This window comes from Nocardia aobensis NBRC 100429, assembly GCF_000308375.1.
Taxonomy (GTDB): Bacteria; Actinomycetota; Actinomycetes; order Mycobacteriales; family Mycobacteriaceae; genus Nocardia; species Nocardia aobensis.
This window is the reverse complement of record NZ_BAFQ01000268.1, coordinates 1-14,884: the sequence shown is the minus strand read 5'-3', so window position 1 is coordinate 14,884 and position 14,884 is coordinate 1. Positions and strand designations below refer to the sequence as shown.

16 protein-coding genes are annotated in these 14,884 nt (G+C 68.8%); 4 read left to right on the top strand and 12 right to left on the bottom strand.

Annotation, left to right across the window (positions count from 1 at the left end; genetic code table 11):
* Both RJ03_RS39105 and RJ03_RS28480 read right to left on the bottom strand, forming a co-directional pair.
* Positions 1-166, bottom strand: a 166-nt coding sequence (locus tag RJ03_RS39105) for a lipocalin-like domain-containing protein (protein WP_167332022.1), incomplete at its 3' end; no start/stop codon positions are given.
* 29 nt (positions 167-195) lie between these two features.
* Positions 196-690, bottom strand: coding sequence for a luciferase domain-containing protein (locus tag RJ03_RS28480; RefSeq protein ID WP_036508188.1), 495 nt, complete (start codon positions 688-690; stop codon positions 196-198).
* A gap of 93 nt (positions 691-783) precedes the next feature.
* On the opposite strand from RJ03_RS28480, the gene RJ03_RS28475 reads away from it, so the two are divergent.
* On the top strand, positions 784-1,155 hold the full coding sequence (locus RJ03_RS28475; RefSeq protein WP_036508201.1) for a winged helix-turn-helix transcriptional regulator: 372 nt from the start codon (positions 784-786) through the stop codon (positions 1,153-1,155).
* Here RJ03_RS28475 and RJ03_RS28470 read toward each other — a convergent pair.
* The 7 genes from RJ03_RS28470 to RJ03_RS28440 are packed head-to-tail and all read right to left on the bottom strand — an operon-like array spanning position 1,134 to position 7,847.
* Positions 1,134-1,895, bottom strand: a complete 762-nt coding sequence (locus RJ03_RS28470) for an alpha/beta fold hydrolase (protein WP_036508186.1) — start codon at positions 1,893-1,895, stop codon at positions 1,134-1,136. The genes RJ03_RS28475 and RJ03_RS28470 overlap by 22 nt on opposite strands.
* Before the next feature lie 39 nt (positions 1,896-1,934).
* Positions 1,935-3,197: an FAD-dependent oxidoreductase gene (locus tag RJ03_RS28465; protein WP_245552406.1), complete on the bottom strand. Its 1,263-nt coding sequence runs from the start codon at positions 3,195-3,197 to the stop codon at positions 1,935-1,937.
* Positions 3,185-4,117 (bottom strand): MBL fold metallo-hydrolase, encoded by a 933-nt coding sequence (locus tag RJ03_RS38540; protein ID WP_051025351.1) that lies wholly within the window; start codon positions 4,115-4,117, stop codon positions 3,185-3,187. Before RJ03_RS38540 ends, RJ03_RS28465 begins: the two co-directional genes overlap by 13 nt.
* Positions 4,114-5,064 carry an aromatase/cyclase gene (locus RJ03_RS28455; protein WP_036508183.1) on the bottom strand — a complete coding sequence of 317 codons (951 nt, stop codon included), beginning with the start codon at positions 5,062-5,064 and terminating at the stop codon, positions 4,114-4,116. The genes RJ03_RS38540 and RJ03_RS28455 overlap by 4 nt, the downstream gene beginning before the upstream one ends.
* Positions 5,061-5,318 (bottom strand): acyl carrier protein, encoded by a 258-nt coding sequence (locus tag RJ03_RS28450; RefSeq protein ID WP_030515841.1) that lies wholly within the window; start codon positions 5,316-5,318, stop codon positions 5,061-5,063. Before RJ03_RS28450 ends, RJ03_RS28455 begins: the two co-directional genes overlap by 4 nt.
* A 49-nt stretch (positions 5,319-5,367) precedes the next feature.
* Positions 5,368-6,582 (bottom strand): ketosynthase chain-length factor, encoded by a 1,215-nt coding sequence (locus RJ03_RS28445; RefSeq protein ID WP_036508180.1) that lies wholly within the window; start codon positions 6,580-6,582, stop codon positions 5,368-5,370.
* Positions 6,579-7,847 (bottom strand): beta-ketoacyl-[acyl-carrier-protein] synthase family protein, encoded by a 1,269-nt coding sequence (locus RJ03_RS28440; RefSeq protein ID WP_036508177.1) that lies wholly within the window; start codon positions 7,845-7,847, stop codon positions 6,579-6,581. Before RJ03_RS28440 ends, RJ03_RS28445 begins: the two co-directional genes overlap by 4 nt.
* A 213-nt stretch (positions 7,848-8,060) precedes the next feature.
* Here RJ03_RS28440 and RJ03_RS28435 point away from each other — a divergent pair, with 213 nt between their 5' ends.
* Both RJ03_RS28435 and RJ03_RS28430 read left to right on the top strand, forming a co-directional pair.
* Positions 8,061-9,728 carry an acetyl-CoA carboxylase carboxyl transferase subunit gene (locus RJ03_RS28435; protein ID WP_036508174.1) on the top strand — a complete coding sequence of 556 codons (1,668 nt, stop codon included), beginning with the start codon at positions 8,061-8,063 and terminating at the stop codon, positions 9,726-9,728.
* A 10-nt stretch (positions 9,729-9,738) separates the two neighbouring features.
* On the top strand, positions 9,739-11,097 hold the full coding sequence (locus RJ03_RS28430) for an acetyl-CoA carboxylase biotin carboxylase subunit (RefSeq protein WP_036508194.1): 1,359 nt from the start codon (positions 9,739-9,741) through the stop codon (positions 11,095-11,097).
* Positions 11,098-11,107: 10 nt separating this feature from the next.
* Here RJ03_RS28430 and RJ03_RS28425 read toward each other — a convergent pair whose 3' ends face one another.
* Both RJ03_RS28425 and RJ03_RS28420 read right to left on the bottom strand, forming a co-directional pair.
* Positions 11,108-11,971: an AfsR/SARP family transcriptional regulator gene (locus RJ03_RS28425; protein ID WP_083871389.1), complete on the bottom strand. Its 864-nt coding sequence runs from the start codon at positions 11,969-11,971 to the stop codon at positions 11,108-11,110.
* Between the two features lie 270 nt (positions 11,972-12,241).
* Positions 12,242-13,174 carry an alpha/beta fold hydrolase gene (locus RJ03_RS28420; RefSeq protein WP_051025348.1) on the bottom strand — a complete coding sequence of 311 codons (933 nt, stop codon included), beginning with the start codon at positions 13,172-13,174 and terminating at the stop codon, positions 12,242-12,244.
* Positions 13,175-13,835: 661 nt separating this feature from the next.
* Here RJ03_RS28420 and RJ03_RS28415 point away from each other — a divergent pair.
* Positions 13,836-14,645, top strand: coding sequence for a DUF2382 domain-containing protein (locus tag RJ03_RS28415; RefSeq protein WP_036508171.1), 810 nt, complete (start codon positions 13,836-13,838; stop codon positions 14,643-14,645).
* Between the two features lie 39 nt (positions 14,646-14,684).
* Here the strand turns inward: RJ03_RS28415 and RJ03_RS28410 are convergent.
* The coding region (locus RJ03_RS28410) for a LacI family DNA-binding transcriptional regulator (protein WP_036508168.1) at positions 14,685-14,884 on the bottom strand (200 nt) is incomplete at its 5' end.

Below are 14,884 nucleotides of genomic sequence, written 5' to 3'. Positions count from 1 at the left end.
TGGTGTCGCCGGTGCGCATCATGCTCACCGAGACCGAGCCCTGTGCGGTGTAGATCAGCAGACCGCGCGGCNCGGGGCCGAGCGGCCCCTCGCTGCGCACGTCCGCGTCGTCGATGTCGTAGTAGGACACCAGTTCCCAGGTGCCGACGAGATCAGTCGCAGTCATGGGCCTCACGATGCGTGCCGTCGCTCGAATCATGCTCGAGCGTTCCCGCGGGCGTAGTCGTAGGAGGCGCGTACCAGCTGCCAGACCTGTTCCAGTTCGTCGGCGTCGCGGGGGCCGTAGACCATCAGCAGTGTCGCCGGCAGGACGCCGGCGCGGGCCATCGGATGCTGTTCGGCCCAGCCGGCCGAAACAGCTTCGGCGGCAGCGGTTTCCGGTAGGCGCAGATGCAGGCTGCCGTCGGCGTGCCCGTGCAGGTGCACGAATTCGGTGCCGGCCAGGAAGGCGTCCTCGGGTCCGTGCGCGAGATCGGGATGCAGATGCAGGGCACGAGTGTCGGGCAGCGAGACCGCGCTGCGGGCGGCCAGCACACCGTCGAGTGCGATCATGCGCGCCCACAGCGCTTCCTGCAGCCGGACGTCCGGATTCTGGGTGAGCTGCTGATGCGGATTGTGGGGCCGGGTGAGCGGGCGTTCGCCGCGCCGCCTCGGCAGGCGAAGGTTTCCGTGTGGTGCGGTCGCAGTCATCACTGTGCTCCTCTCGCGCCGGTAAAGGCTTCTGGTCACACAGTAGTTTCCAAAGTATAGTAGTTACCAAATGGAAAGTGCCTAGGAGTGATCATGACGCCTGTCACGCCGCCCCCTGTCGCCGATCCCTGTCCGATCTCGCCGGTGGTCGATTTGTTCTTCGGCCGCTGGTCCACCCAGGTGCTGTGGGTGCTGATCCACGACGGCCGGATGCGGTTCAACGAAGTGCAGCAACGCATTCCGGGCGTCACGCCCAAGGTGCTGACCCAGCGGCTGCGTCAGCTCGAACGCGACGGGCTGGTGCAGCGCACCTACCATCCCGAGGTCCCCCCACGCGTCGAGTACGCGGCCACCGCGCTGGCCGCCACCCTGACTCCGTTGTTCGACGGTCTCGCGCGGTGGTCGAACGAGCACTTGGCGCAGGTGCTGGCGGCCCGCGCCGCCTACGACGCGGGCGAACGCTGAGCCGCCGATTGCAGTAGCAGTTCGGCGAATTCACGCGGCATGGTGATCATGCAGTCGTGCCCGGTCGGCAGAATCTTCAGCCGTTCGCTGGGCAGGTCCGCAGGAGGAAGGGTCCGCGGCATCGCCGCGCGCATCGCCTTGAAGGCCTCGCCGCCCTCGCTGCAGTGGATGTGGGTGACGGGAACGAGAGCCAGATCGTCCGGATTGCGCAGGGTCAGCGGCTGGTGAAAAGTCTTCAGCGACTGGGCCGTCAGCATCGAGGCCACCCAGCTCAGGTCGGGTTCCTCGGTGATGCCGTTGATGCCGCTGTCGCCCATCGGCTCGGTGGGTGGCGGCACCCGCCAGCCGTCCCCGACGGCCGCGGCCGCGGTGGTGAACGCCTCGACCATCTCCGGCATGATGTCGGCGACGGCTTCGCCGTCTCGCGGCACGAAGGTATCCACGTAGATCAGCTCGGCGATGCGGTCCGGGAACCGGTCCGCGAGCGCGGTGACCACGATTCCGGCGTAGCTGTGGCCCACCAGGATCAGCTCCCGCAGATCCTCGGCGAGGATCAGTTCGGCGAGATCGTCGACGTGGGTATCGAGTCCCACGTCGGGGGTGAGTTCGTCGGCGCGTTCGCCCATGCCGGCGAGTGAGGGCGCGAAGACACGGTGGCCGGCCGCGGTGAGCAGCGGGGTCACCCGCTGCCAGGCCCAGCCGCCGTGAAACGCGCCGTGAACGAGGAGATAGGTCGACACGACAGGTCCTCCTGGGTGCTGAAATCAGGTTCTGGGAATTCAGGTACTGGAAACGATGAGATGGTCGCCGTGTGCCGGCGGGACGTGCTCGGGCCGGATCCCGAGGCCGATCACCCGTGCCACCACGTGCGAGAGGCCGGGGAAGCGACGCAGCAACCGGGCCAGCAACGGCTTGTCGGTGCTGGGGCGCCCCGCGTTCGGATACAGATCGGCGAGCAGACGCAACTGCGCGAATTGCACCACGCGCATAGGGAATTCGCGGCGGCGCTGCACCGCGCGCAACTGCGCGAGACTCGGCACACCGCCCGCGGCCAGGGTCGGCGCCAGCAGTCGCGCGGCGGCGACCGCGTCCTGGACCGCCAGATTGATACCGACGCCGCCCGCCGGCGACATCGCGTGCGCGGCATCGCCGATGGCCAGCAGGCCGGGGCGCCACCAGTGCCGCAGCCGGTCCACCCGCACGTCGAGCGGTTTCACATCGTCCCAGTCGCGGATCGCGGTCTCGAGCCCCGGCGCCAGTGCCGGATAGATCGCCGCGAGCTGCGCCCGGAACCCGGGCAGGCCGGCCGCGCGGATCGTCTCGAAACCGCCCTTGGGGATCATGTAGGCGACCTGCAGATAGTCGCCGCGATCGATGCAGACGATGAAGAAACCCTTGCCGCTGCGCACGGTCGGCAGGCTTTCGCCCTCGGGTTTGCCCACCCGGAACCACAACACGTCCATCGGCGCCCGGCTCGCCGCCACCGCGAGCGCGCCACTGGTGCGCACCAACGAATTCCGTCCGTCGGCGGCGATCACGAGACGGGCCCGCACCTCGACCGGACCGTCCGGGGTGGCGGCACGCACGCCGTCGACGACGCCGCCGGACTCGAGCAGTGCGGTGACCTCCGCCCGCTGCAGCAGACGAAATCCCGGATACCGGCGGCCGGTTTCGGCGAGGAAGTTCAGCACGTCCCACTGCGGCATGAACGCCACGAACGGGAACCGGCCGGGCAGCCGGGCGAAGTCGGCGAACACGACCGGCCCCAGCGCGGTCGCCATCGGCAGCCGCGGAGCCCGCACATGCGGCAGCCGGAGAAATTCGTCGGCGAGCCCGAGTTCGTCCATCACCGTCAGCGTCGACGGGTGGACGGTGTCACCGCGGAAGTCGCGCAGGAAGTCCGGATGCTTCTCCAGCACGAGAACTTTCGCCCCGGACCGGGCCAGCAATACACCGGCGACCAGTCCCGCCGGTCCGCCGCCGATCACGCACACATCGACGGTCTCGACTGTGGCCGTCTCTCGCTCGCTCAGGCCAGGCACGTCGGTACCCGGCCGTCGTTGTAGCCGACCATCTCGTCGAAGATGGCGAGCACATCCAGCGGCGCGCCCGGTGCCGCGCCGTCCGCCTCGGCATAGGCGCGATGAAGATTGCCGACCACCCGCTCGGCATCCACCAGATCCGCGAACTCGCCGGGATCGGCCTCGAGTGCGATGCCGAGCGGAGTCAGCCCCAACGCCCGGCCGTCGAGCGCCAACCTGTCGATCCATTCCAGATACCGGGTCGTCTGATCGAAGATCTCCGGCCCCGTCACCGGGCCGTGGCCTGCCACAACGGTTTCCGCGCCCAGCTCGGACAGTGTCCGGATCGCGGCGAGGGTGCCGGCGACCGAACCGAACAAGCAGAACGGCGCCGCGCCCGACATCACCAGATCCCCGGCGAACAGCACCTTCTCCGCGGGCAGCCACGCCACCACATCGTTGGTGGTGTGCGCCGCCGGACCCAGATGGATCAGCTCCACGCGTCGCTCGCCGACGTGGAGGGTCAGCCGGTCGGAGAAGGTGACAGTCGGCGGCGTGACTCGCACGTCGCCCCACCGGACCTGCGGCCACAGCTGTGTCAGAGCCAGCCCGGTCTCGATCATCTCGGCGCGGATCCGATCGTGACCGACGAGGACCGCGGCCGGCCCGAACAGATGGTTGCCGAAATTGTGGTCGCCGTGGTGATGGGTGTTGACCACGGTGCGCGCTGGTCCGCCGGCGACCCGATCGACGTGCTCGATCAGGCCGCGGGTGCGGTCCTCGGTGGCGAGGGTGTCGATCACCAGCGCACCGTCGGGCCCGGCGACGACGCCGGCGTTGCTGACGCACCAGCCGCCGTGGCCGTGGGTGTAGGCGAAGACACCGTCGGCGACCTCGTGCACCACCGGCTCGGCGAGCTGCGGACTTCCGGTCGCTGTCATGACGGTGATTTCGCGGATTCGGCGCGGCGGGCCGCGACGTACTGCGCCGCGCACAGCAGGGTGTTGCGGCTGTTGGTGCCCAGGGCCTCACCGAGATAGGCGCGGGCTTCGGCGAGTCCGGTGTCGGGGCCGAGGATTTCGCGCGCGGCGGCAGGGTTGATCGCCACCGTGTGCCGGGCGAGGACCACCACACCGGCGGGGCCGTCGGCGAATTCCCATGCGCCACTGTGCCCGAACAGCATCGCGGGCGGCAGCTGCTGTTTGTAGTCGATACGTTCGGCCGCGACGCAGATCCGGATCGACCGGGTGGTGTGCGGGATACCGCCCTCGGTGACGGTGTCCATCTCCATCAGCTGCACCCCGTCCGCGTCTTCGGTGAGATCCACCCGGCCGACGTGCGGAACGTGGTCGGGCCAGCGGTCGCTGTGGTAGACGAAGTCGTAGAGTTCGGCTGCCGTCGCATCCAGCGTCACACGGTCTTCGAAGGTGACGATGATGTCGTCGACCGGATGCCCCAGCTCGGCGATCCGTGCCAGCGCCGCCAGTTCGGTGACGCTGTTGCGGTCGACCGCGCCGGTGATCACGTCCGGATCCACACCCTCGGCCACGGTGAAGTGGTGATCGAGTGTGACAGTCGTTGTGCGCGGGCCGGTTTCGTCGAAACTCCACTGCCCGCCCATGGAGGCGATCGGCGCCCGGCTGCGTTCCTGCTCGAAGGTGATGCGCCGCCCGGCCGGGTCCAGGGTCCGGCGCGAGGTCCAGTCGGTGACCTGACCGTTCACCGTCGCCCACAGCCGGAACCGCTCCTCGTCGGCGCCGCGGTGCAGATGCCGTACCAGCACGGACGGTTCGAAGATCACCGGCCAGCGGCCGACGTCGGCGACCAGCCCGTAGACCTCGTCCGCGGGCGCCTCGACGACCCGGGTGTGCGTTGTGCGGATCGTCATGCCACACCCGCCAGCTGCTGGTTGACGATGTCGATCAGCTCCTGCGGGGTCTTGACGTCGATGAGCTGTTCCTCGGGGACCGTCACCCCGAACTCGCGCTGGATGCGCGAGGCGGTTTCGATCAGGGCCAGCGAGTCGTAGCCGAGTTCCTCGAACTCGACCTCGGCGATGTCACCGGCGAGTTCGGGGGCGTCCTCGTCGCCGCCGGCGCAGGCCACCAGAATTCGGCGCAGGGTGTCGATGGTGATGGTCATGATGTGCTCCTGAGTGCGTTCGAAGGGATACTGCGATTGCTGTGCGGGGTCAGCGCGGGTGCGCGCGAACGACCACCGCGGAGTTGAAACCCCATCGCCCGCGGGCGAGGACGAGCCCGGCGCCGAGGTCGGCCGAGCGCGGTTCGCCGCGGACCAGGTCGATCCGGCATCCTTCGGCGAGTTCGGTGGTGGCCACGGTCGGCGGGATCACCGCGTCGCGCATGGCCAGCAGGCAGGTGACGATGTCGAGCGGGCCCGCACCGGAGAACAGCCGCCCGGTGAGCGGTTTCGTGGCGGTCACCGGGACTCCGCCGGGACCGAAGACGGCGTCGAGGGCGGCCGCCTCGGCACGGTCGGCCTCGGGCACGCCGGCGGCATCGGCGAAGACCACATCGATGTCGTCGCTGCGCAGTCCGGCATCGGCGAGCGCCAGCTCGATCGCCCGCTGCAGTCCCGGCGGGCGCGGCGAACCCGGCGGCGGATCGAAAGTCTGCGCGTACCCGGCGATTTCGCCGTAACAGTCGGGCACGCCCCGGGCTTGGGCCGCCGCGGCGTCCTCGAGCACCAGCATGGCCCCGCCCTCGCCGGGCACGTTACCCGCCGCGTGCGCGTCGAACGGCAGATAGGCGCGCGCGGGATCGGTTGCGGTGCTGACGGTTCCGGCCGCGATGTGGGAGACCCAGCCCCACGGGTCGAGCGCCGAATCGACGCCACCGGTGACCACCAGGGGAGTGCCGCGGCGCACGGTGCGCCGGGCGTGCCCGACCGCGTCGAGGCCCCCGGCCTGATCGGCGACCAGCGCGCTGCTCGGTCCGCGCATGCCGTGGCGGATCGAGATCTGGCCGGTGTTCACCGCGTAGAACCAGGCGAACGATTCGTACACGCTCACGTGCTCGGAGCCGCGCGACCACAGCTTGTTGAATTCGCGGTGGGTGAATTCGAAACCGCCGGACGCGTTTCCGGTGACCACACCCATGCCGTAGTCGGTGAGTGCGGTGGTGTCGACCTTCGCGTCGTCGAGGGCCCACTGCGCGGCCACCAGTGCCATCCGGGTGGAGACGTCGGTCTGCGGCAGCAGCCGGCTCGGCAGATACTTACCGGCGTCGAATTCGGCCACCTGGCCGGCCAGCGTCGCGCCGAATCCGGTGGTGTCGAAGCGGGTCAGCGGTGCGATGGCGCCGCGTCCCGCCAGCACCGCATCCCAGAAGTGGTCCAGGCCCAGCCCGTTGGGCGCCACCACGCCCATTCCCGTCACGACGCTCATGCCGGCACCCCCTGCGGCCGGCGCAGCACCATTGCGCTCTGGAAGCCGCCGAATCCGCTGCCGACGCTCAGCACGGTGTCGATGCGGTGGTCGCGCGCGGTGAGCGGGACGTAGTCGAGATCGCATTCCGGATCCGGCTCGTGCAGATTCGCCGTCGGCGGCACCACCTGGTGCTGCAGCGCGAGCAGGCAGGCCGCGATCTCCACCGAACCGATGGCGCCCAGTGAATGACCCACCATCGATTTGATCGAGCTCATGGGCGTGCGGTAGGCGTGCTCGCCGAGACTGCGCTTCACCGCGGCGGTTTCGTGGCGGTCGTTCTGGCGGGTGCCCGACCCGTGGGCGTTGACGTAGTCCACGGCGGTGGGATCGACCCGCGATTCGTCGAGAGCCACCCGGATCGCCTCGGCCATTTCGCGTCCGTCGGCCTTGAGGCCGGTCATGTGGTAGGCGTTGCAGCGGGTCGCGTAGCCGGTGATCTCGGCGTAGATGTGCGCGCCGCGGCGGCGGGCGTTCTCGTACTCCTCGAGCACGAACATCGCCGCCCCTTCGGCGAGGACGAAACCGTTGCGCGAGTTGTCGAACGGCCGCGAGGCGTGCTCGGCGTCGTCGTTGCGCGGCGTGGTCGCCTTGATCGCGTCGAAGCAGGCCACCACGATCGGCGTGATCGGGGTATCGGCGGCGCCCGCCAGCACCACGTCGGCGGAGCCCTCGCGGATCAACTGCACCGCGTGCCCGACCGAGTCCAGTCCCGACGTGCACCCGTTGGACACCATGGCCACCGGCCCCTCGGCGCCCACGCTCCATGCCACCTCGGCCGGCATCACACTCGGCACCATGTAGTCGAACATGTAGGGCGAGACGTGTTTCTCGTCGAGTACCCAGTCGCGGCCGGAGTCCGACAGCACCAGATATTCCTGCTCCAGACTCGTCGCCGCGGCCACGGCACTGCCGAGGCTGACACCGATACGCTGCGGATCGAGCGTGTCGACGCCGAGACCGCTGTCGGCCACCGCTTCGCGGGCACACACCACCGCGAACTGGGCGGCACGATCCATGCGCCGAATCTCCCTGGGCGACAGCCCTTCCCGGACCGCGTCGAAATCTGCCTCGCCCGCCACCTGGGACCGGTAGGGGGAGGCGTCGAAGAAGCTGATCCGGCGGGTAGCGGTGCGCCCGTCCGACAGCAACTTCCAGAATTCGTCCTTGCCGTTGCCGCCGGGCGCACGCACCCCGAGCCCGGTCACGACGACGCGACGGTTCATAACCAACCTCCGAATGCATTGGCGTACACAGCTGTTGTCCCTTCTCGCCGAAGAGTCCCGAAAGTCCCCGAGATCACGATCAGGGTGAAGCGGGCCGCTCTAGCCCCGCTCGAGCACCGCGATCGAGCTGTCCTCGAGCGCGCGGGGCGAACCTGAGCACACCGGACGCTGCGGTCCGGCTGACCGTGGCCGATCGAGCACAGGAGACACCCCGTGAAGACGCCGCCAAGCTCCCACACCGCGGACTGGGTACTGTGCCCGGGCTGCCGGATTCCCCTGTATCGCAAGCGTTTCGACCGTGACCTGGGCGTCTGCGGTGAATGCGGCCGGCACACCACCCTGTCCGCCGAGCAGCGATTGCGCCAGCTGGCCGATGAGGGCCGGTTCGAGCCGCTGCCGATCGCCGGCACCGAGGACGACCCGCTGAACTTCCACGATGTCGTGCCGTATGCCGACCGGCTGTCCGGTGCGCGGGCGCGCACCGGGCTGCGGGATGCGGTGGTGTGCGCGACCGCGCGCATCGAGGGCGCCGCGGTCGTCGTCGTCGCCATGGACTTCCGCTTCCTCGGCGGCAGCCTGGGCACCGCGGTCGGAGAGATGATCACCGTGGCGGCGGAATACGCTCTGGCCGAGCATATTCCGCTGCTTCTGATCACCGCGTCCGGCGGCGCCCGCATGCAGGAGGGGCCGCTGTCGCTGATGCAGATGGCCAAGACCAGTGCCGCGCTCGAGCAGCTCGATCGCGCGGGCATCCTCACCGTCAGCCTGATCACCGATCCGACCTACGGCGGTGTCGCCGCGTCGTTCGCGACGCTGACCGACGTGCTGATCGCCGAACCGGGCGCCCGGCTCGGCTTCGCCGGGCGCCGGGTCATCGAGCAGACGATCCGCCAGGAACTGCCCCCGCGGTTCCAGACCGCGGAATTCCTGCTCGAGCACGGCCTCATCGATATGATCGTGCCCCGCTCGGGCCTGCGCGCGACGCTGGGTGCGCTGCTGCGCATCGCGGGGCCGGTCGACCCCACCGGCGAACCGGGTGCGGCGGCCGAGATCGTCACCGATCCGCATTCGCTGCCCGAGGCCGAGGCCTGGGAACAGGTCCGCCGGGCGCGCGAGATCAGCCGGCCCACCGCCCTGGACTATGTGGCTCTCGCGTTCGACGGATTCCTCGAACTGCGCGGCGACCGCATCGGCGCCGACTGTCCCGCCGTCGTCGGCGGTCCGGCCTGGCTCGGCGACCGGCCGGTGATGGTGATCGGCCAGCAGAAGGGGCACGATCCCAAGGAGCTCATGGCCCGCAACTTCGGCATGCCCACGCCGCCGGGATATCGCAAGGCCGCTCGGCTCATGCGCCTGGCCGAAAAGCTCGGTCTGCCGGTCGTCACGCTCATCGACACCCCGGGCGCCTATCCGGGAGCGACCGCCGAGGAGCAGGGCCAAGCCGTCGCCATCGCCGAGAACATCCGCCTGATGTCGGCCTTGCGCGTTCCGGTGATCAGTGTGGTGATCGGCGAGGGCGGCAGCGGCGGCGCGCTGGCGCTCGCGGTCGCCAACCGTGTGCTGATGCTGGCCGACTCGGTCTACTCGGTGATCAGCCCCGAAGGATGTGCGGCCATCGTGTGGAACGATCCGAGCGCCGCGGCCGAAGCCGCTGCGGCACTGCATATCACCGCTCGCGAGCTGCTGCGGCTGGGCATCGTCGACGGTGTCCTGCCCGGCCACGACGGTGCCGTGCCGCGCGTGGCGGCCGAGCGGCTGCACCGCGCCCTGGCCGAGACGTTGCGGGCCTTGATCGGGCGCAGCGGCGAGGAGTTGGCGGCCGAACGGCGAGCCCGGTTCCGTCGCTTCGGTGTTCCGGTGGCTGCCCGCTCGGCGGCGTGAGGGAGGCGCGATGTTCGACAAGATTCTGATCGCCAACCGGGGTGAGATCGCGCTGCGGGTGGCCCGTACCTGCCGTGAGATGGGGGTGCCCACGGTGGCGGTCTATTCGGCGGCCGACCACGATTCGGCGGTCGTGGATTTCGCCGACGAGGCGGTGCGGATCGGTCCGGCCGCGGCGAAACGCAGTTATCTCGACGCCGCCGCCATCCTGACAGCCGCCGAGATCACCGGCGCCGACGCCATTCATCCCGGCTACGGATTCCTTTCGGAATCACCGGATTTCGCCGACGCGTGTCGTGCCGCCGGGGTCACCCTCATCGGGCCGCCCGCGGATGTCATGGCCGAGCTGGGCGACAAGCAGTCGGCACGCACGCTGATGGCCAAGGCCGGGCTGCCGCTGCTGCCGGGCAGTCTCGACGCTCTGGAATTCGATGAGGCGCAGGCGCTCGCGGACCGGATCGGGTATCCGGTGATCATCAAGGCCGTCGCCGGCGGCGGCGGGCGCGGGATGGCGGTGGTGCACGACGGCGCCGATTTCGCCCGGGCCTACCGGGACACCCGGGCCACGGCCCGCATGCTCTTCGGCGACAGCCGGGTGTATGTCGAAAGGTATCTCGACCGCGCCCGGCACGTGGAGGTGCAGGTGCTGTGCGACACCTTCGGCGCGGGTGTCCATCTCGGCGAGCGGGACTGCTCGGTGCAGCGCAGGCATCAGAAGCTGGTGGAGGAGTCGCCGGCGCCGCGGCTGCCCGACGGGCTGGCCGCCCGGATCGGCCGCTCCGCGGTCGACGGGGTCCTCGCCGCCGGCTTCACCGGAGCCGGCACCGTCGAATTCCTGCTCGACTCGGATGGCAGCTACTACTTCATGGAAGTGAATTGCCGAATTCAGGTCGAGCATCCGGTCACCGAAATGGTCACCGGTATCGATCTGGTCGCCGAGCAGATCCGGATCGCCGCCGGCGAACCGCTGGCATGGACGCAGGATCGCATTCAGCCGAAGGGCGCCGCGATCGAATGCCGGATCAATGCCGAGAATCCGGCGGCCGGATTCGCGCCGACGCCCGCGAGGATTTCCGAATTCATCGCGCCCGGTGGTCCGTTCACACGAGTCGACACCCATATCCGGGCGGGTTATTCGGTTCCGCCGGACTACGATTCGCTGCTCGCGAAGGTTATCGTGTGGGCGCCCGATCGTGATGCCGCGATAGCGCGGATGAACCGGGCGCTGGCCGAATTCCGGGTGGGCGGCGAAAGATTGTGCACCACGCGCGAATTCCTGCTGGACGTCCTCGATCAGCCGAAATTCCGGGCCGGTACCCATACGACCGCTCTGGTCGAGGAAATGTTCGAGGGTACCGCCCCGGAATGAGGGTGCCGGATCAGGCGGGCGTGGCCGAGCGTTCCGCGCCCGCCTGCCAGCCGATCAGATATCCGGCGTGCCGGCGTTCGAGCATCAGGGTCACCGATTCGTCGGAGGCGTTGAGGATGTCGCTGTGTAATCGGCGCAATTTGACGCAGGGATCCAGGCCGAGCTCCCGCTGCAGGGAACGGGCGAATTCATGGTAGGACTCGAGGGCGCGATGACGGCGGCCGGAACGGCACAGCGCGTACATGTAGTACGCCTGCAGCCGCTCGTGCAGGGGCTGTTCCGCGGTCAGTCGCGCCAGGTCGGGGCAGACTTCCCGGTACCGGCCCAGTCGCAGCTGGGCTTCGATGCGCAGTTCGAGGTCGGTCAGCCGCACCTGTTCCAGATGCGACAACTCCGCCGACAAGGGCAGGCCGCACTCGACGTCCAGCAGCGCCGGACCGGTCCACAGTGCTTCGGCCGCGGTGAACAGATCCACCGCGCGCAGATCGTCACCGGCATTCAACGCGCAGCGGGCGGCATCGGTCATCGTGCGGTAGTCGCGCACGTCCAGTACACAATCCTGGGCGTCGAACATATAACCCTTGCTCCAGGTGCGGAGATATCTGTCCGCGATTTCGCCCTGATCGACCTCCAGATACTGCGCCATCTTCTTGCGGATTCCCAGGACATAGGTCTGCACGACCGTTATCGCGCTGCGAGGCGGATCGTCGTTCCACAGCTCTTCGATGAGTGTCGTGACCGGAACCACCGTCGAATGCCGAATCAACAACAAGGCCAGCAATTGCCGTTGTTTCTGGGCGGTCGGCGTCGCATTGCGATTGTCGAGGGCGAGGGTCAAAGGGCCCAGAACGCGGGCATACACAGGATTCGACACGTAGCGTCCCCTTGTAGCATGAATTGCTGTGCGGTGAGCGTGAAATCGTACGTCGCTGTAGACCGTTTCAGAGTACCGAGGCCGTTGTGGCGAGACCGTAAACCCACTGTGATCATACCGTTAACGCCGTACGGCCGTCTTGCTCTCGCATATGTTTTCGCAGGTGAAGAATATTTTGGACGCTCGACTAGGTGATTGTGCGGCCGGCCCCTCGCCGGAACCGGTTGCCGCCGAGCGCAATCCGGGCGTTGCGGCGGATCGCCGGTTCCGTCAGGCTCCGGCCAGGGGCACGGCGAGGTGTGCGGCGAAGGCCGCCGCGGCGTCGGCCGGATAGTCGGTGGTGCCCTCGAAATAGTCACCGGTCCAGCTGGTGGCGAGTTGCTGCAGAGCTGCCACGTTCCCCGATTCTGGTGTCCCGCACAGCAATTCGCCCAGCGGATCGCTCGAGGGCCCTTCGGCGTCGGTGTGTTCGCCGGTGGTGAGGCGCACGCCGAGGAACCGGCGATGGACATGTGCCCGCAGGGCGGCGGTTCCGCTGCCGAAGTTGTTGCACAGCGCGGGCGGACCGGAGACGGTGAGGACGGGAAGGTCGGTGGCGGCGAGGTCGGCGAGTGCGACATCGGTGTTGTCGCCGAGGAAGGATTTCACCGGATCCAGCAGGACGAGCCCGCGCAGGTTCGCCCACGCGCCCGGATCGGAGTCGTGCAGGCGGTGGGCGACGTATTCGACGGCCTCGGCGCCGGCGGAATGGCCGATGAACACCACCCGGCGCGGCAGCGCGGGCAGGCCGACTCCGGCGCGGGCCGCGGAGGTGGCCAGCGGGCCGGTGGGATCGCCGGCGGTGGCGAACAACCGGGCCACCTGATCCAGGAACGCGGTGTTGTCGCCGAGATTCTGCAGGGTGCAGCCGTCGAGGTTCAGGAACGGCAGGCTGGGGGAGAAGACGAGATATCCTGCGGCCGACAGTGTTTCGGCGAGCGCGGCGACGTTGCCCTCCGTGCGGGCGAAGCCGTGCTGCAGCCAGACCAGGCCGCGTGGCGTGTGAGCGGGCCGATACCACGCGGCGTCCTGGTGCAGGGTCGTCGTCGCACAGGGCAGATCCACCGTGCCCGGCAGCGGTGGCCCCGCGGCGGCGGGAGCGAATGCGGCGGCCGCGATGCCCACGGCGGCGAGGATGGTCAGGGTCGAAACTCGCAGCCTCATCGCAACTCCACATGCAGCACAATCGGTGTCTCGGTGATGACGCCACCGGGACACCGATCAGTATTCGCCCCGGAGACACGTGGCGGAGGCGCTTCGGGCCGTTACCTGTCGGCGGGCGCGGACGCGCCAGGTCTGCGGCCATGGCATCGGTCGGAAAACTGCTGGCGGCCAAAGGGGTTCGCGGCGTGACGGCGATAGATATGCGGTGCGGGTATCCGTTGGCCTGAACTCGCCAAGTGGCCGATTCCTACTGGGTTGCCGTAGAGGGGAGCGATATCGTCAAGCTCCGGCCCGCCGGTAGCTGGGCGATCACCGGCGTGGGGACATGCGGCCCGGTCTTTCCAGGCGGGGACGCGCCCGCACCCGGCATTCGCCCCCGGACGGCGACTCTGTGATCGGCGGCTGGTCGACCGGATCCGACGGTGACACAAGCTTAATCCGGTCGTGGGGCGTGTGCGGCCAGGGTGCCGTCGGCCCGGCGATCGGCCGGCGCGATCTTGATCGAATCGCATTTCGTGTCCGCCATGCGGGTTTCGCTGGATGATTGCCGGGTACCTGCCGAGGTGTAGCCGAACATGCTGGGCTGCCGGGGGGCGACAGCCGGCCCGCGCCGGCGTATTCCCCGATGAATCCATCTCATCCGATCGAGAGGAGAGCAACCATGACCGGACAGCTCGACACTCTGATGGACAGCACCGTGTACGACTCGCACGACGACAAGATCGGCAAGGTCAAGAACATCTACGTCAACAACGAAACCGGTTCGCCGACCTGGGCATCGGTGTCCACGGGACTGTTCCGCCACGATTCGCTGGTCCCGCTGGTCGGGGCGCAGCACAATCCGCAGTCCGACGCGTTGCGGGTGAATGTGGACAAGGAAATGGTCAAATCGGCGCCCGCCGTCGAACAGGACGGGCACATCAGCCGGGAGGGCGAGGAACAGCTGTTCCGCCACTATCACGTCGACCCGAACCACTCGGGCTGGGACGCCTACGGCCGGGCGATGCGCGACGGGCAGGGGACCGCGCGTCCCGATGCCGCCCCGACCGGCCGCCACGCCGCCACCGATCCCACCGGCGACCAGGGCCTGATCCGTTCCGAGGAACGCTTGAACGTCGATACGCAGCGTGAGGAGGTCGGCACCGCGCGCCTGCGCAAGTACGTCGTCACCGAGGATCAGACCGTGACGGTGCCCACCAGCCACGAAGAGGTCCGGGTGGAACGCGAACCGGTCACCGACGCCGGCGCGTACGGCCGGACCTCTCTGGGTGACGAGGAACAGGAAGTCACCCTGCACCGTGACCGGGTGACCGTGGACAAGGAGACGGTGCCGGTCGAGCGGGTGCGCCTGGCCGTCGACGAGGTCGAGGAACAGGAGACCGTCGGCGACACCGTGCGCAAGGAGCGCATCGACACCGAGGGCACCGATCCGGGACGCTACGACGATCGCCGCTACCCGGACGAACGCTGAGCACTGATGGTGTGAGCCGGGCCCGGACCGGGCCCGGCCCTATCGGGTTGCGCAGCCGCAGGTTTCGCCGATCGCCAGATGGGTCACGATCGGTTCCGGCGGGCCGGGTGGCTGCGTCTGCTCCGAATCCAGGACGCGGGACAGCGCCAGGCGTGCGATGAGGTCGATCGGCTGCCGAACGGCGGTGAGTGTGACCGCCGCGTAGGTGTCGGCGGTATCGGTGTCGTAGCCCACCACGG